Source organism: Psychrobacillus sp. NPDC096426, from assembly GCF_044762745.1.
Lineage (GTDB): Bacteria > Bacillota > Bacilli > Bacillales_A > Planococcaceae > Psychrobacillus.
This window is the reverse complement of the sequence record NZ_JBIWEX010000007.1, coordinates 19660-44328: the sequence shown is the minus strand read 5'-3', so window position 1 is coordinate 44328 and position 24669 is coordinate 19660. Positions and strand designations below refer to the sequence as shown.

Sequence of the window (24669 nt, the reverse complement as noted above, 5' to 3'; positions counted from 1 at the left end):
GCTTCCCCCTATTGAATGTCTTGTTTTTTAAAATATTTACATGCGAGCATACTTGTAGCTACTACTATGAATGTCCAAATGACAATCGTAATAACTTCAAAATACTGAAACATCGTGCCCAGTCCACTTTGCCCGCTAAAAAGCATATGCGGATTTAACACGACAACTGATAAGTTATATGTTGCAATAATAATGAAGATAGAGGAAGTAGGCATAAAACCTGTCATTAAATATCCAACTATAAAAAATATAGCAAAGATAAAAAAAGTGAAATAGCTGTTCTTTACAAAAACGGAAATTACAAATACGATTGCTGAAAAAAGCAGCATACAACTATACAAAACTAAAACAACGAGCAAGAGAAATTTGATAAACGGCATCTTCCACCAAGTTATGTATGGTAGATTGTATTCCCAATTAAATGCACTACTAATAGAACTACTCCATAAATGAGCATAGTCAAAAATGCTAAAGTAAGTTCCTAATGTAACTGCAAGTAATATAAAACTTATGGTAGTAGAAATGATAAGCGATGCAGCTAGCTTATCTTTCATGAAAGATCTTCCTCTTTTTGTTGAATAGCTCAATAGATGGGTTTTGTTTTCAAATTCATAGTTCGTAATAAATGCAGTGGCTAACACGATTAAAATAAGTGTTTCAAAAACAAGCGTTTTAAAAAGGCTTCTAAACAATAAGCTATGCATTCTATACGGTTTTCCAGCAAAAGCCCATTGTTTATATTCTCCGCTTTCTTTCAATTCTTCCAAGCGTTCAGACAGTTTCCCATATTCTTTTCTAGTCATTTCAGCTGGTTTCCCACTTAATCCATACATGTTAATCGTGCCTTCTGCGATTTCTTCGATAGATAGCTTGTTATATTCAGTCTCCATGTTTTTTGCTATATTTAGGTATATTTCTTTAAGTTCCAACTGATGAAAGAAAGATCTGTCTTCTTCACTATAAGCATTGTATTCATCCCAAGACGTTTGCTCTAAAAACTCATATATACTATTAAACTTTGTATTAGTAATCGTTTGTAACTGCTCCACATCTTTTTGAATGTCTTGTTCGAACAGTCGCAATGATTCATCTGTAATTTGCAATCCATAAGTATCCGCTAGATGATTCGCCATTTTTAATTCATCTTTCATATAGCTGTTACTCACAATAAGAAATATATTAAAAGCAGAAAACACAACAATGAGCACTAAAAATATAGGCGATTTCCACACTTTTTGACATTCATTCCAAATCACTTGTCGATTCATCTTACTTCGCCTTGCTCATTATCACGATATTCGTATAAAAACACATCTTCTAGTTGTGGGTTTAAGGTTGTCCAATCTGGCTCTGGTGTTCCTTTATGAATAAAACGAATAATCATATGGTCTTTATCTTGTTTTTCAGAAAGTATCGTATATTGTTCGCGAAAAGACTCTAGATTCTCATATTTAATTGATGTTTCATACACCGCGTCGTTCAGTGTTGCACAAATACTTTCTACGCTTTCGTTATACAGAAGTTGTTGATTTTTAATCATAATTACTTTGTTAGCAATCGATTCAATATCCGATACGATATGCGTTGAAACAATTACTAGACGGTCTCTAGCAAGCTCCGACAACAGTTGGCGAAAACGAGCTCGCTCTTTTGGATCTAACCCAGCAGTCGGCTCATCTAAAATTAAGATTTCCGGATTATTTAATAGTGACTGAGCGATTCCTACCCTTTGAATCATTCCACCTGAAAACTTGCGCATTTTTTTATTCGCTACCTCACTAAGTGCTACTTTTTGCAATAAGTCTTCAATAATAGGTAATGTTTCTTTTTTACTCATTCCTTTTAAAGCAGCTAAATACAATAAATATTGCTTAGGAGAATAGTTTTTATAATATCCAAACTGTTGTGGTAAATAACCAAGTAGTGTGCGGTATGATTCATCCATCTCGAGTATATTTTTTCCGTTGTATAGAATTTCTCCTTTTGTCGGAAAAATTAACGTCGTCAGCATTTTAATGAGCGTTGTCTTTCCAGCACCATTTGGAGCGAGTAAACCATAAAGCCCATTTGTAAATTCTAGATTGATCGAATCAAGCGCTAAAAAATCACCGTATTTTTTCGTAATATTTTGGACAACAAGCATGTTAATAAACCCCTTCCTTTTGTTTAAAATGAATCAATCTATTTAAAAACTTTAAGTATAAGAAAGCAGTACCAGCGAAAACAAGACCATATATGAAAAGTGGTAATTGAATAAGAACCTCTGTATACAATTCATTGTTCGTCGCTTGAAGAACTATATTTCCAATAAACCAAACAATAACTATGCTAATCATTGTAAGCAACGAATGATTTCGCATTAATGCATACAAGAAAAGTATCGAAAACAAGAACAATCCTGTAGTAGAAATCATAAATGCTCTAAAAAATTCGATGTTGTTATAAAACATCGTCATTACGGAAATCGTCATTGTATTAATGAAAATCGACAGAACACTAAAAGTTAACATTCGAAAAGCGATGATTTGATAGACGTTATATTTACATGTCATTTCCACATCAAATGTCGTATTCATCACTTTAGTTGTGTAGGTATACATAGAAAAAACGAGAAATAGTATTGGTGAAAAAAGGAAAATGTAAGCATATAAATCTTCTGGCTTATAAAAAGTCATGTTTGCACTAAAAAGATAAAAACTTAGTAAAATAATCACTGTAAACAATGTAAATACAAACCCTGCCCGATTCGAAAATAAATGACGAAGCCCAATTTGGTTATACATCGATTTTAAAAAAGCAAAAAAGGATTCTTTTGGTTTCACGCCTTCGGTAACAATTTTTTGTATTTGTTGTTGTATAATCTCTTCATCTGGCAAAGGCACATGAAACTTTTCTTTACTCATAATGGCACTCCTTCATCGTATATCGTATTCGTTTTAACGCAGCATAGTATTTTGTTTTTACAGTAGATAGCGGGATCGCAACAATTGCTTCAATTTCTTGAAAAGTATATTCACCAAAAAGTTTGAGACGGACAATTTGTTGACTAGTGGCATCTAGTTCATTTAGAAGTGAAATCACTTTTTCATAGTCTTCTTTATATTCAAGTGAAATAACTATATTTTGCTCATCTTGAAACTCATATTCTTCGATTGGATGCTCTTTTTGCGTATATTGATAACTTTTAGAGCGGAAATAATCTACGAGTCGATTCGAAGCTAGCTTATATAGCCATGTTCGAAATGAAGCCTTTTTGTCATCAAAATGATGAATAGACTTTAGAACGCTTATAAAAATTTCTTGTGTTAGATCAAGCGTTAGTTCGTTATCTAACGTTTGCTTATAAATAAATGCATATATTTCTTTGTAATACTTCGTTATTAATTTATTTGCTGCTTCCTCACTTGCACTTCGCTTTATCTTTTTAATCCAAAGTCTCTCCATATTTGCAATTCACCACATGCTTCCTTCATCATTATTGCCGTCTCAATTATATATTCGGATTAGGTTTGAAAATAGTTTGATAGTTTTAAAAAAATGTAAATAAAAAAACAAACTGCTCACAATGGATGAAGTGAGCAGTCTGTTCATTGACTATACCATTTCGGAACAAGTAACCTAAATTTAACAAACTGATCTACTGTAAAACGAGTATACCTTTTGAACTTCTCCTTCTGAACAATACCACCTTCATACCTCTAAATTTCTGCAAATACAAATTAGCTGGTTTTAGTATCTAGTACTAATTATATTTTTTAAAATGACTAAACCAGCCCTTAATAAATCTGGACGACCAATGACAAAATTAGAAGAATGAAAGGCATCAGAGCAATTCACTAGAATTCATTCTATTACTCTATAAGCGTGACAATACCGTCATTATATTCAAATAAAGAGTCACCTTCTTTTTCTAATAGCACTGGTAAATACTGATTGACCATTTCAGCAACACCTAAGTTATTCGGATTCAATATCCAATCAATATGTTTCCAATCGAGAATTCCTTCTCTTGTTTTTCGCATGACTTCATTATCTAACGTCGAATCTACATGAAATAAGTACACATATAGTCCATCTTTTTCATCGTTACTTGTCTCCCAAGTAATGACACCCTTTGAAAAATATTGACTGACTTTGAAGCCTGTTTCCTCAAACACTTCACGAATAGCACCCTCATCGGCAGTTTCATTCGCTTCATTTTTACCACCTACGCCGTTCCACACTCCCATTATTGGTGGCTTTTCACGATTCAGCATCAAAATTTTATCATCACTCATTAAAAAACATACATTGTACTTAAACAATTCATCGTTCCCTTTCAGAAATAAATTCTTTTCGCCTTTAAATATATAATACTATCTTAGATTTATATCCCCCAACATGGAATATAAAAAACAAACTGCTCACTAATTGCTGAAGTGAGCAGTTTGTTCATTGACTATACCATTTCGGAACAAGTAACCTAAATTCGTCAAACTGATCTACTGTAAAACGAGTATACCTTTGGAACTTCTCCATTTGATCAATACCACCTTCATGGCCCCAAACTTCTGCAAATACAAGATGCATTGCCGCATACAATCGGTGCAACTCCCAAAACGAATTTGGTATGGTCTTCTCATCATGATACCCGTCCAATACCCCTCGCGCATAAGCTATGCTAACTTGTACATTAAAATATTCCATCTTGTAAAATTCATTGATAGGATCCGCGTATCTTATTTTTTGCATATCGATTAAACCTGTGAAACGATCTTCATGAATTAATACATTCCCGGGATGAAAATCAAAATGCTGAACACAGCTTGGTCGATTTATTAAAAGACGCAAATTATCTTGTATAAATGGCAAGATGCTCGCATAATTTGGATGTCTTCTAGCAATTTCTTCAAAACGAGCGGATTGATTTTCGAATCGACCTCTCCAAGTCTCTTCCCAATTCGGATAATCTTTCGATGCCACTATGCTATGCATATGCTTGAGCGTACTTCCTACTTGAAGTCCAATTTCGTATTGAACTTCCGGACTTTTCATTGGTAAAGCAACATCTCCATTTTCACCGATCATATAATCGAGAATCATATAAGCTCTATTTTCATATACACCTACATCATGCACATATGGAATACGATTATCTAAAGCATGTACGGCATTTGTAAGGTTCGCTTGCTCTACTAATTGGCTAATATCAGATTTTGGAGAAATACGTAGTAAGTATGTATTGTCGACGCACCATTTTTCATCGTCCGAAAATCCTTCTTCTATTAATTGAAAAGAGATGCACTTATGTAGAAACGGTAATTTAAGCTTGTCCATTTTATTCCTCCTCAAGTTGGAAATATTTGAGCAACGAATTTCACTTTACAATATTTTCAGATATTTCTCAACATTTTTCGCATACAAAAAATCACTACACTACTCAACAAAAGAACATCAGAACAGCTTTTTATTCTACTAAACTAATTTGCTGACCGTACGTTAGTGAATACATTGATCTAACACTCCACCAATTGCAGTAAACACAGTTGCCACTTCTTGCACCATTCAAAATAAGTACCGTAAGTGCAATCATCATTAATGGTAGCCCGATATTCGCAATCCAAAAATGTAACCTGGCGTACATATTTCTACTAGTACTTGGAAATAAACGATAAACAAAACCAGCTAAAGCAAATGATGTCCATTCTATAAGATTAACGTGCACGTGCACACCTTTTAATGCATAATCGTGCGCCATCGACATATACAAACCTAAAGGAACCCCAATGACAAAATAAACTACGGAAATCTTGATAAAGCGGATAGCCATACCACCTTTTCCCTTTCTTATAATAGAATAATTAGTTCAATATGAAAGCAAGAAAGTATTATTGGTTTGTAAAATAATGGTGTAGTACATTCCAAAAAAAACTAGGAGCAACTAACTAGCCATTGAAAGCAATGAATTATTATAATAACTAGTAAACTTGGAGTAGGACGTCGATAGTAGACTTATTATAATGATCATACTTTCAATAATCTTAATAAATAAGCAATATGATACAATCGAGAAAAAACATACGAATAGAGGTGAACAATATGTGCCGAAATATAAAAACACTTTTTAACTTTGATCCAACCGCAACGGACGACGAAATTTATGCTGCTTCCCTCCAATATGTACGGAAGGTTTCTGGATTTAGTAAGCCTTCAAAAATCAATGAAGAAAGTTTTCATAAAGCTGTGGAGGAAGTGACCTTTATCACAAGAAATTTGCTAAACTCCCTACAGACTAGTGCAGAACCTCGCAATCGAGAGGTGGAGGCGGAACAAGCTCGAGCGAGAAACGCGAAAAGATTTGGAACTGGACAAATTTCATAATTTAAGTATTAATCAAATAGAGCTACTCGAAAAGGAGCAGCTCTATTTTCAGATTTAGATGTTCTTAACGATACTACGGCTAATTAGACGGTCTCTTGCTTCAAAATATTCTTTATCAAGTTTGTCTATGAATTTTTTTGCACTAGTAATCTCATTAATAGAACCAATGCCTTGGCCACTTCCCCAAATATCCTTCCATGGCTTAACGGACTTTTCTCCAAAATTCATCTTGGAAGAATCACTTTCAGGAAGATTATCAGGGTCTAATCCTGCTGCTTGAATAGATGGTTTTAGATAATTACCATGTACACCAGTGAAAAGACTGCTATACACAATATCATCAGACGTTGAATCAACAATTGCTTGCTTATATTCTTCAGATGCACGGGCTTCATGTGTTGCAATGAACGGTGAGCCAATATATGCAAAATCAGCTCCCATCGCTTGAGCAGCAAGGATAGCACTTCCCGTTGCAATCGATCCAGACAAAGCAAGCGGACCATCAAACCACTGTCGTATTTCTTGAATTAAAGCAAAAGGGCTCTTCACACCAGCATGACCGCCAGCTCCCGCTGCAACTGCAATTAAGCCATCTGCACCTTTGTCAATTGCCTTGTGTGCGAAATGGTTGTTGATCACATCATGCAGAACAATTCCTCCGTAGCTATGTGCAGTCTCAAATATCTCCTCACGGGCACCTAATGACGAAATAATGATGGGAACTTTATACTTCACACACAATTCCATATCGTGTTCTAAGCGTTCATTTGACTTGTGAACAATTTGATTAATAGCAAATGGTGCAGCTGGACGATCAGGATTTTTTGCGTTATAAGCTGCAAGCTCCTCTGTAATTTCTGCCAACCATTCATCAAGTAAAGATACAGGTCTAGCATTCAGTGCAGGCATTGATCCAACAATCCCTGCCTTACATTGCTCTATAACTAACTTAGGATTACTAATAATAAATAACGGTGCTCCGATTACAGGGATACGCAAATTCTGAAGTACTGACAGAAATGTTGGCATTGGTTTTCCTCCATTCAATTTATAGGCATATTATTTGTAAAAACAGGTACTTTTTTGAAAAGTATTAAGATTTGATCCTTTTACCATCCGCGTTTTCTTTTAGAATCATACAAGTACTAGTCGAGTGAGCACCAAGACTTCCTCATATACATGACATTCGACTAAACCGATAGAATTTCCTTTTTTTATTATTTTACTTTCTGCTCGAAGTTTACCTTCCCAAATTGGTTTAAGGAAATTCAACTTAATCTACACGATAGTAAATAGTTCTTCATCAGCCAGTGTACTAAAGAAAGCATAACCCATAGCTAAATCATAGAGTACGCCCCCATGAAGTGTTCCCATTGGATTGTGTACTTTTCTGAGGCTTCCATTTCCAATACAACCATTCCTTTTTCCACCTCTAGTAATTCTATCCCTAGTAATTAAGCTATTGGTGGTGCAGGATTCTCACCAGCTATCATCTTCTTTAATTCTTCTATACGTTTCAACAACATCAACCCCTAAAACTATTAATATCTTAGAATAATAATTCAACCACTCTGTTAAGAAAAAAATTAGTCATAAGAATACTCTATCTTTCATAGGGAACGTCCATTATCAATTTCAAAATACTTAGGAAATGTAATTTTTTCAGGCAAATAGTAAGATGCAGCACTAGCAATAAGGGAAATAAAAGCTGCTAGTCCAAATGCTAATACATGCGTTCCAAACGTCTCATATCCCCATCCACCTATAAATGAACCAAGTGCTCCTCCGATCTGATGCCCGAAAAAAGCCCATCCATTTAAAATCCCAAGCAAACGAACCCCATATAAATCGCTCAGAATCGCAGAGGTCATGGCAATCGAACCTGCCCACACCAATCCTCCTGTAGCTGCCACTAAATAGAGTTGCCATGGAGTGACCACTAATACTAAACCGAGAATCCCCATCCCACGAACAAAATAGACCAAAAAGAGAATGTTTTTTCGAGGATAGCGATCTGAGATTGATCCTAAGAATAAAGTGCTAAATATCGCTACAAGCCCAATTACCCCAACGCCGAAAGAGGAAGTAATAGGCTCAAAATGATGATCTACCAACATAGGGACTGCGTGGGACCCTATTAAATTCATACCAAAACCGCAGGCAAACAAACCGATGACGAGTTGCCAGTAAGCCCGTGTCTTAGTAGCATCTTTCCATGAAATTTCCAGTTGGATGTCCTGTTTGATTTTCCCCCCGCGAACTGTAGCACCATCGGCCCCGTCTGGTACGTCTTCTCGTATTATGAAGATAGCTGAGGGTAGCACCACACAAATGAAAATCCCTCCAAATATTAGAAGTGTCTGCTGCCACCCGACCAGCTGAACTAGTAGCGTTTCAGCAGGTGTCATAATAGCGATTCCTGCCATTCCACCTGTGGACAGATAAAAGAGAGCTTTTCCCCTTTGTTGAACAAACCACTTGCTAATGATCGGTGCCAAAGCAATATTGCTTAAAAACGCAAGACCAAGGGATAGAAAAATACCGAAAGAAAGTAGAAACGAAAACAATCCTTTTGAACTTATCGTCCATAATATCGATGCACAAACGGTGATCAAGCCAGTTAACAAGACGAAACGGGTGCTGAAACGTTTTAAAAGATATCCAGCCAGAGGCATCCCTAATCCATAAACTATCATTCCGATTGAAACAATGAGTGAAAATTCTGTTCTAGACAATGCCAAATCTAACATCATCGGCGCAACAAATGGACCGATCCCCATCCGCAACCCCATGGTAAGTAAAACAATCACGGACGCCGATGCAACAATGTACCACCCATAATATGTACCTCTGCCACTTGTTATCAATGTGCTCCCCCCTTCGCGATAAGCATCAACAGTTTTGCGATTAATATATAGTAAACTTATAAAATATGAAATAAGTGTACTTGGAAAAATATCTAACATAATAAATTTATATGTTAGGATTTAATAAGCTTTCCTTTGAAACAATGGAAGAAATGATATGAATAGAGTCCCATTGACCCCCAGAAACTTCAACAATTGGGTATTTCTTCGGAAAAATACTTTTATTGATTTCATTTATTGAGAGTCCTTGTTTATGAAGATTTTTAACTTGCTCACAAAGATTCTCAAGATAATTTAGCTTTTGTTTTAACACCTTTTTTCCGTCCTGTATGTACCCAGCATGGCTACAAAAAATGGATCCAAAATCATAGGAGAGCAACGTTCGGATGGAGTCCATTATCACTGGAATTGATTCGGTTTCCATAATGACCTTTGTCTTCGGTGCCACAAATAAATCACCTGTAAATAACCTACCTGTTTCTTTATGATAAAGTACGATATGGTCATCTGCATGCCCTGGAGTATAAATCACTTTCCACTCTTGCCTGCCGGTTTGAATAGTCTCTCCAAGAGGCAAAGCTGTAAACGGTTTTCGCACCCCCCAAGTCAACTGCCGATATTTTGGATACGGGCATTGTTCGGCGCAAATACTAATTCCTTTTTCATGAACATAGATTGGAACATTTCGGTTATCTTGGAACCATGAAGCTGTTCCTGAATGATCCTCATGACTATGGGTTAGTGTGACTAGCTCGATAGAATGATTTTCATAAAATGGAATTAGATCGGATTCAATGTGTTTGAATCCTGTATCAATTAACATACCGTCTACTAAAAATTCATAAACTGTTCTGCCTTTGTGACCAGATTCCCCATTGCTACCCTCTATACAAATTACGTCCTCTTTTTCATATACATTTATCACGGGCTCACTCTCCTATCCTATTAATCATGACATATTAACTTTAAATCTAATTACATCATAATCGTCAATCATTTCAGTTTGCCTTCCTTATTCTTATTAGTTATTCCCATGTTAAAGAGCATTTTCTTAAATAACTGAATCTCCTCGTCATCAAAATTGGACATTACTTCATTATTCATTTCATTCATCTTTTGACATAATGAAGCCTCTATAGATTTCCCTTTCTCTGTTAGAAAAACCACCTTGTTCCTGCGATCATAGAGATCAACTTGTCGCTCTATAAACCCGTTTTGTTCTAGCCGGTCAATGATACCTGTTATAGTTGCACTGTCTAGAAGCAGTTTTTTAGCTAACTCATAACCAAATTGTCCATCCTTTTTCCAAAGGAGACGCAGCAGCGCATATTGAACAGGCGTCACACCAAAGGAGGAGAGTTTGGATTTACTCACTTGATTCACACTTTGCAATGCTTTACTTAAAAGAAAATGAACACAGATATCGAATTTTTCCATGAATATCCCACAATTTCTTTAAATTTTCTGATTAATTTGATTATAATACATCAAAAATACCTTGTATACTAGTAATTTGTATACAAGGTATATTTAGCATATAAATAGGTTTGATTGCACCTAACATAATCCAGACACTATTTAATGATACAAGTCGCTCATCCATAATACCCGCCATTCTATTAAAATTATATATATGCATTGGTGGCCAGCCCCCCCCCAGTGCACGTCTAGTTATCGATAATGTTAATATTATAATGTTTTAGCCAAAAATTAATTTGAGTTAGATGGGCAATAAGCTGCGGGCCAGTCATTAGCTGCCCGAACCAAGGGGCTTTGAAAGAGGATCCGTCTGATTCTAGGATATCGGCTACTTTTTGCTTAGAAACTAGTTCTAATATTGGGGATGTTTTATCATTAATGATATTGTTTAACTTAGCTTTCACTAGTTTCATATAGTTTGGATGGTGTGTCTTCGGATATGGACTCTTTTTACGATAAAGCACTTCATCAGGCAGGATTCCTTCTAATGCTTTTCGTAATATTCCCTTCTCATGGCCATTCAGCATTTTCATCTCCCAAGGGATGTTCCATGCATATTCAACGAGGCGGTGATCAGCAAATGGGACACGTACCTCTAGGCTCGCTCCCATGCTCATACGGTCTTTTCGTTCAAGCAATGTTGGCATAAACCAAATCATATTTAAATAAAACATTTCTCTATTTCGTGCTTCAGCTTGTGTTTCCCCTGCTAATTGTGGGACTTCAGCAATGGTTTCCTTGTACCGCTCATTTACGTATTCTTTCAGGTCAAGGCGCTTTTGCCAATGCGGGAGTAACAGATCTTGCCTTTCCTCCTCTGACCTCATCCATGGAAATCCGTTCGAATGTAAAATGTCTGTTTGATAGAACCATGGATATCCACCGAAGATTTCATCCGCACATTCTCCTGATAATGCGACTGTATGATTCTGTTTTATTTGTTCACAAAACCATAATAGTGAAGAATCAACATCTGCCATTCCTGGTAGATCTCTCATCAATACCGCATCTTCCAAGAGATTTGCAAGCTGGTCATTTATTATAACCGCTGCATGATGGTTCGAACCTAAATATTGTTGCATTTTTCGTATCCATGGTCCATCTTCATCAGGCTGAAAAGAATTAGCTTTAAAATATTGATTGTTTTGTTCAAAATCAATCGAATAGGTTTGGAGGGGGCCCATTCCTTTCTCCTTATAATAATGAGCAGCAATCGCACTAATCGCACTTGAATCAATTCCACCTGATAAAAATGTACATACAGCAACATCTGCAACTAGTTGGCGTTCAATTGCATCTTTGACAAGGAATAATACGCGCTCCACCGTTTCATCTAGTGTATGGTCGTGATGGCTACTTTCAACATTCCAATAACGCCACGATTTCAATCCATTTCGATTAAAAGTCAATGCATGTGCTGGGCGAAGTTCCTTTATACCCCGAAATACGCCATGTCCGGGTGTCCGAGATGGACCTAATCCGAAAATTTCCTGTAGTCCCCCGCGCTCAATCTCCCGTTTTACTTTTGGGTGTGCAATGACCGCTTTAATCTCTGATCCGAATAGTAATGATCCATTTTCTTCACGGTAAAATAGTGGTTTGACACCGAGACGATCTCTTGCTATAAAAAGCTGTTCAAGGCTTTGATCCCAAACTGCAAAGGAGAAAATTCCATTTAGATGCTCTACACATTTCTCACCCCATTCGATATACGCAGTAAGTAATACTTCCGTATCGGAGTAAGACTGAAAAGAGTATCCTCTTTTCAGTAACTCCTTCCGAATGTCTTCCGTATTATAAAGCTCTCCATTATATACAATCGTATATACAGTATCATTTTTTTCCTTTGCCATCGGCTGCGCACCCCCTGTGGGATCGACAACGATAAGTCGTGTATGACCAAGTAAAACATGGCGTGAGCTCCATACATTAGAAGCATCTGGCCCCCGCTTCGATAAGGTATTAGCCATTTTCTTCACGATGAATACTTGTTGTGTTAAATCTTGATGCCAATCAATCCATCCTGTTATTCCACACACTCGTCATCACTCTTTCTTAAAAGTTTTTTTCTCCTTACTTCACTACTAATCTATTAATAATGTGTCATATATTGTTCGCGTTCCCACGGATGGACTTGTGTGCGGAACATATCCCATTCGATTTCTTTCGCCTCCACAAAATGAGCTAATAAATGATCACCTAATGCGGACGTAATAACTGGATCTGCTTTTAAATAATCAAGAGCCTGCGCCAAAGTAGCAGGCAAATCTATAATTCCACATTCTTCTCGCTGAGCTTTTGACATCACATAAATATTTCGATTGATCGGCTCCGGAGCCATTATTTTATTTTTAATACCATCTAACCCAGCAGCCAATAAAACCGCCATTGCTAAATATGGATTTGCCGCTGGATCGACGCTACGAACTTCGACACGTGTACTTAAACCTCGGGAAGCAGGAATACGAATTAACGGACTTCTATTTCTTGCTGACCAAGCAACATAACATGGCGCTTCATAACCAGGCACCAATCTTTTATAAGAATTAACCGTTGGGTTAGTAATCGCAGTGAAATTTTGTGCATGTTTTAATATTCCTGCTAAAAAGTTCCTAGCTGAATCACTAATTTCTAATGATGCTGTTGGATCATAGAAAACATTTTCTTTTCCTTTAAACAAGCTTAAATTTGCATGCATACCCGATCCGTTTACACCAAATAATGGTTTTGGCATAAACGTTGCGTGTAATCCATGTTTACGAGCAATGGTTTTTACAACGAGTTTAAATGTTTGAATATCATCACAAGCTTTTAATGCATCTTGATATTTAAAGTCAATTTCATGTTGGCCAGGGGCTACTTCATGATGGGAAGCTTCGATTTCGAATCCCATTTCTTCTAATTCTAAAACAATATCACGTCTGCAATTTTCTCCTAAATCTGTTGGGGCAAGATCGAAATATCCAGCATGGTCATTCAGTTCGAGTGTCGGTTCCCCTTTTTCATCCAGTTTGAATAAGAAAAATTCCGGTTCAGGTCCAACATTGAAATTAGTAAAGCCCATTTCTTCCATTTCTTTTAATACTCTTCTAAGGTTATTGCGGGGATCTCCCTCAAATGGGGTTCCGTCGGGGTGATGTATATCGCAAATGAACCTGGCTACTTTTCCCTTTTCGGCAGTCCATGGGAAAATAACGAATGTATTTAAGTCAGGATATAAATACATATCAGACTCTTCAATACGAACAAAACCTTCAATAGACGAACCATCAAACATCATTTTGTTATCCAGTGCTTTCGACAACTGACTAACTGGAATTTCCACATTTTTAATTGTTCCAAATATATCAGTAAATTGTAGGCGAATATATCGAACATTATGTTCTTTTACCATTTCTAATATAGTTTCTCTATTCATTTCATCATCCTCCTAGATTCTTTTGTAGATTTAAATCCCTCTCACCTTGACATATATAAGTTGCTTCTCCCCTTTTCCATACATGCCCATGTTCATCCCATTTTACCGTCAAAGTTCCACCTGGAAGATGGACCGTTACTGGTTTATATTTATCAAGTAATTCATTTAATGTGGCGGCTACTACTGCTGCACAAGCCCCTGTTCCACATGCCATCGTAATACCTGACCCTCGCTCCCATACTCGGTAATCAAGCTCTTGTCGATTTTTAACATGAACAATTCCAACATTAACTCGTTCCGGAAATAGGCTAGAATGTTCAATGATCGGACCGATTTTTTCTAATGGGAATGCATTTACATCATCCACAAACATGATCGCATGGGGGTTTCCCATTGATACACAAGTAAGATGATGCGTTGCCTCTCCAAATGAATACGGTTCATTAATGGCCGCAATGAATGGATCACCTACCATTGGGATCATTCCTTTTAACAGTTTCGGTTCACCCATATCAACCGTGACATATTCCACTAGTTGTTCATGATGCTGCTCCACCTCCACAGTCACAACACCGCCTAATGTTTCAATCGTAAAACGTGGTGTTGTGGCATATTTCTGGTCAAAAAGAAACTTAGATACACAGCGCAAACCATTTCCACAGTTCTGTGCCTCTGAACCATCTTCATTAAAAATTCTCATTTGAAAGTCAGCAGTTTTTGATGAACAGATGAGTATTATCCCGTCAGATCCAATTCCGAAATTCACATCTGAGATGTCTTTAGCAAGCTTGTGAAAGTCTTGATTTCTCATATCATCTTCCAATTGATTAAAAATCACATACGCGTTTCCCAATCCGTGCATTTTCGTAAACAACACTTTTCTCCCCTCCTTAAAAAATGAATTTAGACTTGCAAAGTCTTGCTTTAATTTCTTCTAATATTTGCTGTTCCTCTTCGATACCATCTGCTTGAAAGGTTACTGAAAAGCGGACATATGGTCCGGCATCATCCCATGGAACAGTAGAGATTAAATGCTCCTTAATTAAATACTTGCTAAATTCCTCTGCTGACTGAAACCTTGGTCCATTTACTACTGACTTCGGAATCTTCGTATATAAGAAAAAAGATCCTTTTGGTTTTTCTACTTCAAATCCACACGCACGTAATATTTCCCCAAGAAGATCGTGACGCCTTGAATATTTTGCAGCTACTCTCTCCGTTAATTCTGGATGTAATAGTGCATGTGCAGCTGCTTTTTGAATCGGGATAAATTGGCCTGAATCATAGTTATCCTTCACAGTTGCAAACGCGGAAACGAGTTTAGCATTACCTGCTATAAAGCCAATCCTCCAACCTGTCATATTGAAGGATTTGGATAAAGAATGTAGTTCGATCCCAACATCTTTGGCACCTGGAATAGATAAGAAACTTAAGGGACGTTCTTGATCAAAAACAAGTGCGGCATAAGCAGCATCATGGATAACAATCAATTCATTCTCCTTCGCAAATCGGACGACTCCTTCAAAAAACTCCCCACTCGCAACAGCACCCGTTGGATTATTTGGGTAATTTAAGTAAAGCAACTTTGCTCTTTTTAACACACTTTCACTCAATGAATCTAGCTCTGGTAGAAATGAATTCTCTGCAAGTAGTGGTAGATGAACAACCTCTCCTCCTAAATATTTTGTATGAGTCCCTAAAATGGGATAGTTTGGAGTCGGCATAATCGTAATATCCCCTGGGTTTATAAAGGCGGTTGGAAGCATTGCTAGTGCAGACTTGGAACCAATCGCATGATTGATCTCTGTTTCCGGATCAAGGTCATCAATAGAAAATACTTCTTTCATATATGTTGCTGCAGCGATTTTAAATTCACGGATCCCATTATCTGCATAAAAGCGATTTTCGCATTTACTAGCTTCTGCAGCTAACTTCTTTACAACCGATTGATCTGCCATCGAATCAGGTTCTCCAACACCGAGATCAATCAATTGCATAGTTGGATTTGCTACTATTACTTCTCTTTTTGCCCTTTTTATTTTTTCGAATTTGTAAATTTCTTTTTTCAAGCCAAATTGTGATCCACCAATTCGATCTGCAAATAGCATTTGTAAATAATCATTTGCCATCTCTATTCCTCCAACAAATTAAGCCATTTTACTCATAAAATTTTCGTTCAAACTCGATATCTTCTTGTTCTTGTTTTTTATACTAACATTCTGAAAATCAAATTTATTTAGACCAATTAAATAAACATTTGCACTTTTATGTAGGTCTGAAAAAAAGCTGATCTAAAGCACAAAAAAGGAGTACTCAAAAAGCGGTCCGCTTTTCTAAGTACTCCAAAAAAATTAATATGTTGTTAATTATCGAACTTCTGATGGGTTTTTTCCTGTGTATTTTTTAAATTGTCTGCTAAAAAAGTGAAGGTCATTATAGCCAAGGGCATAGGCTGTCTCAGTTACTGTCATACCTGTAAAATGCAATAAATGCTCCGCTCTTTTTATCCTCGTATGTAAGATATAAGATTTAACTGTCTGTCCGATAATCTGTTTAAATTTCTCGGAGAAATATCGTTGGGATAAATTTGCACGTGTTGCTAAGCTTTCAATTGTATGTGGTTCTCCAGGATGTTGCTGAATAAAATTGGCAATTTCTCGAATGGTTTCTGATAAACGATTACTCATATCATTTATTTGTTCTTCTTTTTCTAGTTCTTCTCTTAATAAGTGTATCATCAATTGCTTCAATATTAGCTTGGCTTCTATTTCCGCACCAAACGTTTTCACTAAAAACAAACGAACGTATTGAGTTAATAAAGATTCGAAGATAATTGTATTTTCTATGATCCGATGAGCTGGTGGAACCAGTCGAGGTGTTTCAGTTATATCAAAATGAATATAGGTTAAGATAAGAGGGTTTTGAGGATTATGAATTGCAGTTGTTAAATCACCAGGTTTAAAAAGAAAACAGTGTCCTTTTTCCACATTATATGGCTTATCATTTAATACTACTTTTCCTTCACCGTTCCATACGTAGAACAAATCATAATTCGGCATCGGTTTATCACGCTTTCTCCATTTCCAGTTCGGTTCACAATGAATAGTCGCAAATGCTGGTTTCAAAATAAATTGATCTGGATTTATATAGAGCATCTAACTCCCCCTTTGCTCATTTATTTTATACTAAATTTACAAGTTTCTGCAACTGAGATATATATAGAATTTTATACGAATATAAAAAAGCTCTCTTGCATTAAATACAATGAGAGCTCACATTCTATTTATCATTTACTCAACTTTAATAGAGAGAAATCCTTGGATTAAAATGCTTTAATCAGGTGCGAAAGTTGAGTAAATAAAATAACAGTTCTGCTTTTTATTCTTCTATACTAATTTGTAGACCGGACGTTCATGAATACATTAATAGCGAACATAATCACACTAAACACGACTAACACTCCACCAATCGCAGTAAAGACCGTCGCAACTTCTGCTCCGTTCAGAATAAGTACTGTCAGTGCAATCATCATTACCGGAAGTCCGATATTTCCACTCCAAAAATGCAATTTTGCATACATGTTGTTACTGGAACTTGGGAATAAATGATATATGATTCCTGCAAGAGCAAATGAAGCCCAGCCCAATAAATTGATGTGAACATGTACTCCTTTCAGTGCATAATCGTGCGCCATGGACATGTACAGACCTAAAAGAACTCCAATGACAAAATAGACAACCGCAATCTTGATAAACCGAACAGCCATACCAACCTTTCTCCTTTCGTATAATAAAATAATTAGTTCTTATATATTCTATTTACGAAAGAAAAAGAGTATGCTTAGTTTGTAAAATAATGGGTTGTCCATTTTATAGCCAAATATCATTTAGTTTATCAGAATAGAAACGAATCGCTCTTTCATAATTCAAAATTTCTTTATTAGTAGTTGTATCTACTAAGCATTTTAATAATACTTCCATAGCCTGATGATGTTCGTTTAAATTGTAAAGAGTCATCGAGTAAAAAACTTGAATTGCTTTATTGTTTGGAAACAGTTGTATACCTTTAAGAAATACACTTTTAGACTTCTCATATTCTCCTAATGTTCTGTATGTACTTCCTAAACCTAACAAGGCACCTTCCAACTCCAAATCGGGAAGTCCTAATTCAATCGCATGTTCATAATAAGGCACAGCTTTTGACTCTTCTCCTAATACATCAAAACTCCAAGCACACTGGTAGTTAAGAAATGCATCATGAGGATACTTTTCTATCATTTGTAAAAGTAATTTGTTTGATTCCTTGAGCTTCCCTTCTGTTCGTAAAGCAATTGCTAGTTGCAATTCTTTGTTCATTTATTTTCTCCTTTAAACCGCTTATTTTCCTTTTTAAAGGGATTTTACACCCTTTCATAGAATATATACTAAAAAGGAGTGAATGTTCGTATGAATATAATGAGTATCGTCTTTGCTCTCATCTATCTTGTTCTTTTCTTATTTGTTATTTATAGAATGTATAAAATTAAACGCATTCCTTCCAGTCGTTATACACCTTTCGATGATTTAATGACCGGAAATAATCCAAACGTTAAACAAGAAAAAAGGATTCAAGATACAAAACATGAAACTGAATATGAAGAAAAAACACCAAATACTCTGTAATTCCTTTATTTCAAGCTTTTCTGGTAATAAATAAGCTCATGCACTTCGGTAAATCCAGCCGCTTTATATAGATGGATGGCTTTATTATTAACTTTTGCAACGATTAATGAAATTTCTTCGATTTCTTTGAAAGAAAAAAGATAGGATAAAGCAGCTCGGATTAGTTTTGTCCCAATCCCTTGTTTTCGATATTCAGCGGATACAGCAATATATTCAATCGTTCCTTCTTTATGCTCCGGGCTTGCTTCTATATAAACATATCCTTTAATCTTTCTATTATCATCAATCATTACAAGTAATTGATGATGATCACTTAATCGATTAAGTATTTCAGACGCATCATAGTATGTATTGGTAAAAGTAGCTTCATGAAGGCTCGTAAAGGAATCTTTATAAGGATGTTCATATGATTTTATCTGTGCTAAATCAACTTCACCTAAATCGTTACGAAAAGCTTTTAATAGTAGATGACTTCCTTTATTAACTGCCTTTTTATTGCTCGCAAACTGCTGTACGAATGTATTTTCTTTATTCACAAAAAACGAAAACTCATTCAGCTCAATACCAGACAATGTATTCACTTTTCCCCATAACGCATCTGCAAGCCCTGGATACTGGCTTTCATTATTAATAAAAGGTCCCCATACTTCCGCACTTTTATTTTCTTCGTTTATATCGAAACCTAATGCTCCAACGATTTCTTCATTCTCATACGCAACTACAAAACTTTGGGTAATATCAACATCAGAGAACTCATGGAGTAAAGTATGAGCAATCTCTTCGTTCATTTCCCCACAATAACCGATATGACTTTCTGTTTTTTTGTTCATTTCTTCTAAAAAAAGTGAAAGTTTTTCAATGTCTATAGGTGAACTTATTATAATAGTCATTTTTATTATCCTCATTCCAATGAATATTTCTAAATATTTTAATCATTCTATTTATTATAATCTATTATAATGCTATTTGTAAGTAAATAAACTTGACAGAATAGGAATATGGTACATTCAAGAAAATAACACAATTATAGAGGAGAATAATATGTGCCGAAATATTAAAACACTCTATAATTTTGATCCACCATCTACCGACGACGAAATTTAAACGGATGCCCTGCAATATGTACGGAAAGTTTCTGTTACAATAAGCCTTTAAAAGTAAATGAGGTATGTTTTCATAAAGCTGTGGAGGAAGTGTCCGTTATCACTAGAAATTTGCTAAACTCACTACAGACTAGTGCAGAACCTCGTGATCGAGAGGTTGAAGCGGAACAGGCTCGAGTGAGTAACGCAAAAAGATTTGGAACCGGCCAAATTTCATAATTTCTGTAGTAATCTTCTAGGGCTTCCCAGTTAGGAGCAGCTCTATATTTTTTATTATTGGAATAATAATCCTGAACGCGACTAAACCACCGACCAATGCGACAAAACCAAAAAAGAGCCCTTTGATTTCACATCAAAGGACCATTTCTTTAGTTAAGTACTTCCTTTTTAGAAGCTTGTACTAGTTCTTGTATTTTCTCCAACTCATTCTGATGAAACGCTTCGACAATCGCGCTTCCAACAATAACGCCATCTGCCAAGGAGCCAACCGATTTTACTTGTTCCGGTGTAGAAATACCGAATCCAGCAAGAACCGGAACTGGACTAATGTTTTTCAAATGCTTCAAATGTTGTTCTAATTGGTCATTAAACCCATCTCTTACTCCCGTAATACCATTAACTGTAACTGCATAAATGAAGCCCTCTCCAGCAGCGACAATTTTTTCAATACGTCCAGGTGGGCTTGTTAGCGAAACAAGTTGGACAAGTGCAACATCTGTCTCTAGTAATGCATTTTCCAATAATTCACTTTCTTCTAGAGGTACATCTGGTGCAATCAAACCATAAACTCCGCTTTTTGTACATGCTTGTGCAAACGCATCTATCCCATAGCTTAATATCGGATTTATATAAGACATGATAATAAGTGGAATCGTCACTTCATCTCGAATGACAGTTAATTCTTCTAAAATAGTTCGCAATGTGAGGCCATTTTGAAGTGCACGTTCTCCAGCTCGTTGAATCGTCGGACCATCCGCAACTGGATCGGAGAATGGGATGCCAACCTCGATTGCAGTAGCTCCTGCTGATTGAAGGAATAGGATTTGTTCTTTTAAAGACCCGTCCCCTCCCATAATGTAAGGAATAAATGCTTTTTCCCCTTCGTTCAAGCGTTTTTGTATTGCTTCAGTTAATGTTGTTTTAGTCATTCCTGCCCACCTCCAAGTGCTTCTCGAACAGTATGCACGTCTTTGTCCCCACGTCCTGATAAACATACGACCACAATCTCATCTTCACTCATTGTTTTAGCTAAACCCGTCGCAAAGTGAATAGCATGTGCACTTTCTAAAGCTGGAATAATTCCTTCTGTTTTTGCAAGCAATTGTAATCCTTCGAGTGCCTCATTGTCAGTTACGGAAGTAAAGGTTACTCGGCCTATATCGTGTAAATAGGAATGCTCAGGTCCAACAGCTGGGTAATCGAGTCCGGCAGAAATGGAATGCGCTTCTTTGATCAATCCATCGTCATCTTGTAACACATACATGTATGCCCCGTGCAGTACACCTTCTCTACCACCTGCAATTGCTGCGGCGTGTTTACCTGTTTCAATTCCACTACCTGCAGCTTCAACACCATATAATGCAACCTTTTCATCTTCAATAAAAGGATGGAACATACCGATTGAGTTACTACCACCACCAACGCATGCTACAACTACATCCGGTAAACGCCCTTCTTTTTCTACTATTTGTCTTCTCGTTTCCACTCCAATAACTCGTTGGAAGTCACGTACAATTTTAGGGAAAGGATGTGGCCCTAGTGCAGAACCTAATATATAATGCGTATCTTCTACATTTGACACCCAGTAGCGGAGAGCTTCATTGACAGCATCTTTTAGCGTTCCAGAACCTTGATCTACGGACACGACTTTTGCACCCAGAAGTTCCATCCGGAATACGTTTAGCTCCTGTCTGCGAACATCTTCTTTCCCCATAAACACAACACATTCCATATCAAATAAGGCACAAACAGTTGCAGTAGCTACACCGTGCTGTCCTGCACCAGTTTCTGCTACAATTTTCTTTTTCCCCATCCGCTTTGCTAGTAAAGCTTGCCCGATTGTGTTATTAATTTTATGTGCTCCTGTATGGTTTAAATCTTCACGTTTTAAATAAATTTTTGCTCCCCCAATCTGACGTGTCAAACGTTCTGCAAAATAAAGAGGATTTTCTCGTCCAACATAATCCTTTAAGTAATAATTTACCTCTTCGATAAAAGTGGGATCTAATCTAGCATCCTCATAAGCTGTTTCTAACTCGATCAGTGCCGTCATTAATGTTTCTGGAACGAATTGCCCTCCGAATTTTCCAAATCTACTCGATGTTGTTTGTACCATTTGCTCATCTCTCCTCATCTTTTGCCGAATGTATAAACGTACGAATCAATTCGTTGTCTTTTACGCCATTTTGCTCGACTCCACTAGAAACATCCACCATATAAGGTTTTACTCTCTGAATTGCCTCGGCTACATTTTCTGCATTTAGTCCGCCTGCTAAAATTACTTTTTCCTGTGGAACTTCAAGCCCTTGCATTAGCTGCCAATCAAATGTAATGCCGCTTCCAGCTTGAGGTGCATCAAATAAGTAAAAGTCCGTATTATATTGCTTTGCCCTTTCGACATCCTCTTCACTTCGTACCGACAATGCTTTAATTGAAGGGTAATTCGTTGATTGTATAAAATCTGGACTTTCATTCCCGTGGTATTGAATAATATCTAGCGGTACTTCACGATAAGCTTTTTCCAGTTCTTCATGTGTTGGATTGACAAAAACGCCAATTTTCAACACCGATGAAGGTATATTTTTCGATAATTCATGTGCCACTTCTACCGTGATTTGCCGCTTACTAGGGGCAAAAACAAATCCAATTGCATCAGCCCCGGCTTCAACAGCAGCTGCCACATGCTCTTTTTCCATTAATCCGCAAATTTTTACTTTTGTCATTTCGTTATGCCCCCTCGCTCCACTTGTAAGGAACGAAGTGCAATTTCAACATTGCCACTTCGCATAAGGGACTCTCCAACTAGCACTCCACTGGCGCCAACTTTTGCAACTCGCACTGCATCTTCCGTTTTCCAAATGCCACTTTCGCTAATGAGTACTCGTTCTTCATGAAAAGGAAAAATAGAAGCAATCTCTTCCGTCCGAGCAAGGTCTACATCAAATGTACGTAAATCTCTATTATTTACGCCAATTATCTTTGCACCAAGCTGCAATGCACTATTCAATTCTTCCGCGTCATGCACCTCGACAAGTACTTCTAGCCCTAGATTAGTTGCATATTGATAAAGTTCATTTAGCTCTTCTTTACTTAGTGCTGCAACAATCAAAAGTACGACAGATGCCCCAGCATTTTTAGCATGATCAATTTGAACAGGATGAATAATAAAATCTTTACATAATAAAGGAATAGGAACTGCATTTGCAACCTCTACTAGATCTTCGAAAGACCCTTTGAAAAATGGAGTATCTGTCAAAACAGATATACAAGCTGCACCTGCCTCATAATAGGCTTTCGCTTGCGCTTCTGGGTTTACGCCATCCACAATCAAACCTTTAGAAGGAGAAGCACGTTTTATTTCGGAAATGACTTGCAAATGCTCACTATGGTATAATCGATCAAATAAAGAAGGACGTTCTACTCCTTTTTCTTCGTTTGGAGCAAGTTGCTCTAGCATGATCTCGATTTGTTTCTTTTTCTCGACTAATATTTTATCTAAAATCGTTACCATCATACTACCTCCTGTTTGCGTGCATTGTTGCTGAACTCGATAACCGCTTCTAATTTTGCAAGTGCCTTGCCTGACAAAATACTATCCGCTGCAAGTTTTACACCTTCTTGAATAGTGCCTACCATCGCATTTGCATATATACCAACACCTGCATTGAAAATGACTGTGTCAAAAAATGGGCTACGTTCCCCTTGCAACACTGATTTCATGATTTTGGCATTCTCTACTGCATTTCCACCTCGGATTGCTGATACTGGAGCAGCTTTTAGACCAACATCCTCAGGTGTTAATGAGAAAGGGATTAAATCCCCTTTATCCACAAGTACAAAAGAGTTTTTTCCTGCTAAAGATGCTTCGTCCATCCCTAGAGCCCCGCAAACAACTATTGCACGTTCTCTTCCCAGCATCTGCAAAACAGTTGCATATTCCATCGTAAAGTCCGGTCTATTAATGCCTGTATACTGGGTCGCGAGTTCAATTGGGTTTGTTAAAGGTCCAATCAGATTGAAAATCGTCGGCTTTCCAATTTGTTGCCGAACTAACCCAATACGTTTTAATTTCGGATGAACACTTGGTGCATAAAGAAAAGTAAGTCCTTCTCGTGCAAGTAAATCCATGGATGCATCTACAGAGATATTGGTATCTATACCTAGCGCTTCTAATACATCTGAACTGCCTGCCGCACTTGAAATTTTCCTATTTCCGTGTTTTGCAATAGATGCTCCAGCTCCTGCTAGTACAAAGGCCGAAGTCGTACTAATGTTGAAGCTTTTTAAACCGTCTCCTCCAGTTCCGCAGTTATCCATATAATTTCCTACTGGTTCATTCAGTTTTAGCGCAAACGACTTCATAACAGTAGCTAGAGCTGCTACTTCGGTTGCTGTTTCTCCTTTATTAGATAGTGCGATTAGAAAATCAGCAATTTGTTGTAGTTCGGTTGTTTCACTAAATAATAATCGAGAAGCATCGATCATCTCTTCATATTGTAAGTGCTCCTGTTTCTCTACTTTTTCAATAAACTCTCTCATCTCAAGTCTCTCCTCTGCTCTGC

General features: G+C 36.9%; 26 protein-coding genes and 1 pseudogene. 3 read left to right on the top strand and 24 right to left on the bottom strand.

The genetic code is table 11. From position 1 onward, the window contains the following. Positions 1-8: 8 nt before the first annotated feature. From ACIQYS_RS07675 to ACIQYS_RS07645, 7 genes are all read right to left on the bottom strand, one after another. Positions 9-1268 carry a hypothetical protein gene (locus tag ACIQYS_RS07675; protein ID WP_402977116.1) on the bottom strand — a complete coding sequence of 420 codons (1260 nt, stop codon included), beginning with the start codon at positions 1266-1268 and terminating at the stop codon, positions 9-11. Next, a complete protein-coding gene (locus ACIQYS_RS07670) occupies positions 1265-2143 on the bottom strand; it encodes an ABC transporter ATP-binding protein (RefSeq protein WP_402977113.1) in 879 nt (292 codons plus the stop codon). The genes ACIQYS_RS07675 and ACIQYS_RS07670 overlap by 4 nt, the downstream gene beginning before the upstream one ends. Position 2144: 1 nt before the next feature. Continuing rightward, positions 2145-2903 carry a hypothetical protein gene (locus tag ACIQYS_RS07665; protein ID WP_402977110.1) on the bottom strand — a complete coding sequence of 253 codons (759 nt, stop codon included), beginning with the start codon at positions 2901-2903 and terminating at the stop codon, positions 2145-2147. Continuing rightward, positions 2896-3444 (bottom strand): RNA polymerase sigma factor, encoded by a 549-nt coding sequence (locus ACIQYS_RS07660; RefSeq protein WP_402977105.1) that lies wholly within the window; start codon positions 3442-3444, stop codon positions 2896-2898. Before ACIQYS_RS07660 ends, ACIQYS_RS07665 begins: the two co-directional genes overlap by 8 nt. Positions 3445-3851: 407 nt before the next feature. Beyond that, positions 3852-4277 (bottom strand): NUDIX hydrolase, encoded by a 426-nt coding sequence (locus ACIQYS_RS07655; protein WP_402977101.1) that lies wholly within the window; start codon positions 4275-4277, stop codon positions 3852-3854. Between the two features lie 154 nt (positions 4278-4431). Continuing rightward, positions 4432-5316 carry an aminoglycoside phosphotransferase family protein gene (locus tag ACIQYS_RS07650; RefSeq protein WP_402977098.1) on the bottom strand — a complete coding sequence of 295 codons (885 nt, stop codon included), beginning with the start codon at positions 5314-5316 and terminating at the stop codon, positions 4432-4434. A gap of 130 nt (positions 5317-5446) precedes the next feature. Further along, positions 5447-5809 carry a cytochrome-c oxidase gene (locus ACIQYS_RS07645; RefSeq protein ID WP_402977095.1) on the bottom strand — a complete coding sequence of 121 codons (363 nt, stop codon included), beginning with the start codon at positions 5807-5809 and terminating at the stop codon, positions 5447-5449. Between the two features lie 269 nt (positions 5810-6078). Between ACIQYS_RS07645 and ACIQYS_RS07640 the strand changes: the two genes are divergently transcribed. After that, on the top strand, positions 6079-6360 hold the full coding sequence (locus ACIQYS_RS07640; protein WP_402977092.1) for a DUF2277 domain-containing protein: 282 nt from the start codon (positions 6079-6081) through the stop codon (positions 6358-6360). Between the two features lie 54 nt (positions 6361-6414). Here ACIQYS_RS07640 and ACIQYS_RS07635 read toward each other — a convergent pair whose 3' ends face one another. The 11 genes from ACIQYS_RS07635 to ACIQYS_RS07585 all read right to left on the bottom strand — a co-directional run bounded on the left by ACIQYS_RS07635 (position 6415) and on the right by ACIQYS_RS07585 (position 18479). Then, complete coding sequence (locus tag ACIQYS_RS07635; protein WP_402977089.1) at positions 6415-7389, bottom strand: NAD(P)H-dependent flavin oxidoreductase; 975 nt, start codon at positions 7387-7389, stop codon at positions 6415-6417. A 581-nt stretch (positions 7390-7970) separates the two neighbouring features. Beyond that, the gene (locus tag ACIQYS_RS07630) at positions 7971-9227 is read right to left on the bottom strand and encodes an MFS transporter (protein ID WP_402977086.1); all 1257 of its coding nucleotides are present in this window, start codon (positions 9225-9227) and stop codon (positions 7971-7973) included. A 106-nt stretch (positions 9228-9333) separates the two neighbouring features. Beyond that, positions 9334-10152: an MBL fold metallo-hydrolase gene (locus tag ACIQYS_RS07625; RefSeq protein WP_402977083.1), complete on the bottom strand. Its 819-nt coding sequence runs from the start codon at positions 10150-10152 to the stop codon at positions 9334-9336. Between the two features lie 68 nt (positions 10153-10220). Next, positions 10221-10664, bottom strand: coding sequence for a MarR family winged helix-turn-helix transcriptional regulator (locus ACIQYS_RS07620; protein ID WP_402977080.1), 444 nt, complete (start codon positions 10662-10664; stop codon positions 10221-10223). Between the two features lie 230 nt (positions 10665-10894). After that, positions 10895-12745 (bottom strand): asparagine synthase (glutamine-hydrolyzing), encoded by a 1851-nt coding sequence (gene asnB, locus ACIQYS_RS07615; RefSeq protein WP_402977077.1) that lies wholly within the window; start codon positions 12743-12745, stop codon positions 10895-10897. A gap of 53 nt (positions 12746-12798) precedes the next feature. Further along, complete coding sequence (gene glnA, locus ACIQYS_RS07610) at positions 12799-14124, bottom strand: type I glutamate--ammonia ligase (protein ID WP_402977074.1); 1326 nt, start codon at positions 14122-14124, stop codon at positions 12799-12801. A 4-nt stretch (positions 14125-14128) separates the two neighbouring features. Then, positions 14129-15001 carry a diaminopimelate epimerase gene (dapF, locus tag ACIQYS_RS07605; RefSeq protein WP_402977071.1) on the bottom strand — a complete coding sequence of 291 codons (873 nt, stop codon included), beginning with the start codon at positions 14999-15001 and terminating at the stop codon, positions 14129-14131. A gap of 13 nt (positions 15002-15014) precedes the next feature. Next, entirely contained in the window at positions 15015-16253 is a 1239-nt protein-coding gene (locus ACIQYS_RS07600) for an LL-diaminopimelate aminotransferase (protein WP_402977068.1), read from the bottom strand. A gap of 237 nt (positions 16254-16490) precedes the next feature. Continuing rightward, positions 16491-17279, bottom strand: coding sequence for a helix-turn-helix domain-containing protein (locus ACIQYS_RS07595; RefSeq protein WP_402977065.1), 789 nt, complete (start codon positions 17277-17279; stop codon positions 16491-16493). 236 nt (positions 17280-17515) lie between these two features. Then, on the bottom strand, positions 17516-17890 hold the full coding sequence (locus tag ACIQYS_RS07590; RefSeq protein WP_402977062.1) for a cytochrome-c oxidase: 375 nt from the start codon (positions 17888-17890) through the stop codon (positions 17516-17518). A gap of 103 nt (positions 17891-17993) precedes the next feature. Then, a complete protein-coding gene (locus ACIQYS_RS07585; RefSeq protein ID WP_402977059.1) occupies positions 17994-18479 on the bottom strand; it encodes a tetratricopeptide repeat protein in 486 nt (161 codons plus the stop codon). A 90-nt stretch (positions 18480-18569) separates the two neighbouring features. Between ACIQYS_RS07585 and ACIQYS_RS07580 the strand changes: the two genes are divergently transcribed. After that, positions 18570-18785 carry a hypothetical protein gene (locus tag ACIQYS_RS07580; RefSeq protein ID WP_402977056.1) on the top strand — a complete coding sequence of 72 codons (216 nt, stop codon included), beginning with the start codon at positions 18570-18572 and terminating at the stop codon, positions 18783-18785. Positions 18786-18790: 5 nt separating this feature from the next. Here ACIQYS_RS07580 and ACIQYS_RS07575 read toward each other — a convergent pair whose 3' ends face one another. Then, positions 18791-19675: a GNAT family N-acetyltransferase gene (locus tag ACIQYS_RS07575; protein WP_402977053.1), complete on the bottom strand. Its 885-nt coding sequence runs from the start codon at positions 19673-19675 to the stop codon at positions 18791-18793. Between the two features lie 151 nt (positions 19676-19826). Here ACIQYS_RS07575 and ACIQYS_RS07570 point away from each other — a divergent pair. Beyond that, positions 19827-20107, top strand: a pseudogene (locus ACIQYS_RS07570) (DUF2277 domain-containing protein). Positions 20108-20256: 149 nt separating this feature from the next. On the opposite strand, the gene trpA reads toward ACIQYS_RS07570, so the two are convergent. The 5 genes from trpA to trpD are packed head-to-tail and all read right to left on the bottom strand — an operon-like array spanning position 20257 to position 24646. Next, positions 20257-21036 carry a tryptophan synthase subunit alpha gene (trpA, locus tag ACIQYS_RS07565; RefSeq protein WP_402977050.1) on the bottom strand — a complete coding sequence of 260 codons (780 nt, stop codon included), beginning with the start codon at positions 21034-21036 and terminating at the stop codon, positions 20257-20259. Further along, positions 21033-22223, bottom strand: a complete 1191-nt coding sequence (gene trpB, locus ACIQYS_RS07560; RefSeq protein ID WP_402977047.1) for a tryptophan synthase subunit beta — start codon at positions 22221-22223, stop codon at positions 21033-21035. Before trpB ends, trpA begins: the two co-directional genes overlap by 4 nt. 4 nt (positions 22224-22227) lie before the next feature. Beyond that, entirely contained in the window at positions 22228-22830 is a 603-nt protein-coding gene (locus tag ACIQYS_RS07555; RefSeq protein WP_402977045.1) for a phosphoribosylanthranilate isomerase, read from the bottom strand. Continuing rightward, positions 22827-23618 (bottom strand): indole-3-glycerol phosphate synthase TrpC, encoded by a 792-nt coding sequence (trpC, locus tag ACIQYS_RS07550; protein WP_402977042.1) that lies wholly within the window; start codon positions 23616-23618, stop codon positions 22827-22829. Before trpC ends, ACIQYS_RS07555 begins: the two co-directional genes overlap by 4 nt. Beyond that, positions 23618-24646, bottom strand: coding sequence for an anthranilate phosphoribosyltransferase (gene trpD / locus ACIQYS_RS07545; protein ID WP_402977039.1), 1029 nt, complete (start codon positions 24644-24646; stop codon positions 23618-23620). Before trpD ends, trpC begins: the two co-directional genes overlap by 1 nt. Positions 24647-24669 lie beyond the last annotated feature (23 nt).

Excerpts from the sequence above, each read along its gene's own strand:
- ACIQYS_RS07675 (WP_402977116.1), bottom strand. The coding sequence starts at position 1,268 with ATGAATCGACAAGTGATTTGGAATGAATGTCAAAAAGTGTGGAAATCG.
- ACIQYS_RS07670 (WP_402977113.1), bottom strand. The coding sequence starts at position 2,143 with ATGCTTGTTGTCCAAAATATTACGAAAAAATACGGTGATTTTTTAGCG.
- ACIQYS_RS07665 (WP_402977110.1), bottom strand. The coding sequence starts at position 2,903 with ATGAGTAAAGAAAAGTTTCATGTGCCTTTGCCAGATGAAGAGATTATA.
- ACIQYS_RS07660 (WP_402977105.1), bottom strand. The coding sequence starts at position 3,444 with ATGGAGAGACTTTGGATTAAAAAGATAAAGCGAAGTGCAAGTGAGGAA.
- ACIQYS_RS07655 (WP_402977101.1), bottom strand. The coding sequence starts at position 4,277 with ATGAGTGATGATAAAATTTTGATGCTGAATCGTGAAAAGCCACCAATA.
- ACIQYS_RS07650 (WP_402977098.1), bottom strand. The coding sequence starts at position 5,316 with ATGGACAAGCTTAAATTACCGTTTCTACATAAGTGCATCTCTTTTCAA.
- ACIQYS_RS07645 (WP_402977095.1), bottom strand. The coding sequence starts at position 5,809 with ATGGCTATCCGCTTTATCAAGATTTCCGTAGTTTATTTTGTCATTGGG.
- ACIQYS_RS07640 (WP_402977092.1), top strand. The coding sequence starts at position 6,079 with ATGTGCCGAAATATAAAAACACTTTTTAACTTTGATCCAACCGCAACG.
- ACIQYS_RS07635 (WP_402977089.1), bottom strand. The coding sequence starts at position 7,389 with ATGCCAACATTTCTGTCAGTACTTCAGAATTTGCGTATCCCTGTAATC.
- ACIQYS_RS07620 (WP_402977080.1), bottom strand. The coding sequence starts at position 10,664 with ATGGAAAAATTCGATATCTGTGTTCATTTTCTTTTAAGTAAAGCATTG.
- glnA (WP_402977074.1), bottom strand. The coding sequence starts at position 14,124 with ATGAATAGAGAAACTATATTAGAAATGGTAAAAGAACATAATGTTCGA.
- ACIQYS_RS07600 (WP_402977068.1), bottom strand. The coding sequence starts at position 16,253 with ATGGCAAATGATTATTTACAAATGCTATTTGCAGATCGAATTGGTGGA.
- ACIQYS_RS07595 (WP_402977065.1), bottom strand. The coding sequence starts at position 17,279 with ATGCTCTATATAAATCCAGATCAATTTATTTTGAAACCAGCATTTGCG.
- ACIQYS_RS07590 (WP_402977062.1), bottom strand. The coding sequence starts at position 17,890 with ATGGCTGTTCGGTTTATCAAGATTGCGGTTGTCTATTTTGTCATTGGA.
- ACIQYS_RS07585 (WP_402977059.1), bottom strand. The coding sequence starts at position 18,479 with ATGAACAAAGAATTGCAACTAGCAATTGCTTTACGAACAGAAGGGAAG.
- ACIQYS_RS07580 (WP_402977056.1), top strand. The coding sequence starts at position 18,570 with ATGAATATAATGAGTATCGTCTTTGCTCTCATCTATCTTGTTCTTTTC.
- ACIQYS_RS07575 (WP_402977053.1), bottom strand. The coding sequence starts at position 19,675 with ATGACTATTATAATAAGTTCACCTATAGACATTGAAAAACTTTCACTT.
- trpA (WP_402977050.1), bottom strand. The coding sequence starts at position 21,036 with ATGACTAAAACAACATTAACTGAAGCAATACAAAAACGCTTGAACGAA.
- trpB (WP_402977047.1), bottom strand. The coding sequence starts at position 22,223 with ATGGTACAAACAACATCGAGTAGATTTGGAAAATTCGGAGGGCAATTC.
- ACIQYS_RS07555 (WP_402977045.1), bottom strand. The coding sequence starts at position 22,830 with ATGACAAAAGTAAAAATTTGCGGATTAATGGAAAAAGAGCATGTGGCA.
- trpC (WP_402977042.1), bottom strand. The coding sequence starts at position 23,618 with ATGGTAACGATTTTAGATAAAATATTAGTCGAGAAAAAGAAACAAATC.
- trpD (WP_402977039.1), bottom strand. The coding sequence starts at position 24,646 with ATGAGAGAGTTTATTGAAAAAGTAGAGAAACAGGAGCACTTACAATAT.